Below are 254 nucleotides of genomic sequence, written 5' to 3'. Positions count from 1 at the left end.
AAGTAACTTTTACAACATACTTACCGGGAGGTGCTCCTTTCTCAATGGGAATATTTAAATTAATATTCTTTTGCAAATATTTCTGCCATCCTATTTCTCCCCCGGGAAAATCTGCTGGGTGTTCGACCTGTGTTGGTAATGTACTTGGTTGTATATTTTGGGGTTCAGCTTTTGAAGGATAATAATTTGCTGCATCCTTAACAAGTTTGTCAACTCCTTGCTCACCTGCAAATTTTCTGGCAAATTCGTTCCTG

1 protein-coding gene is annotated in these 254 nt (G+C 38.6%); it reads right to left on the bottom strand.

Annotation, left to right across the window (positions count from 1 at the left end):
* Nucleotides 1-254, bottom strand: a 254-nt coding sequence (locus ACS2QP_RS28155; protein WP_438883123.1) for a hypothetical protein, incomplete at both ends; no start/stop codon positions are given.

Origin of the sequence: Bacillus cereus group sp. Bce019 (assembly GCF_051781745.1) — a bacterium.
Classification (GTDB): Bacteria; Bacillota; Bacilli; order Bacillales; family Bacillaceae_G; genus Bacillus_A; species Bacillus_A cereus.
The sequence above is the reverse complement of the archived record's forward strand: the minus strand, read 5'-3'. Positions and strand labels throughout refer to the sequence as shown.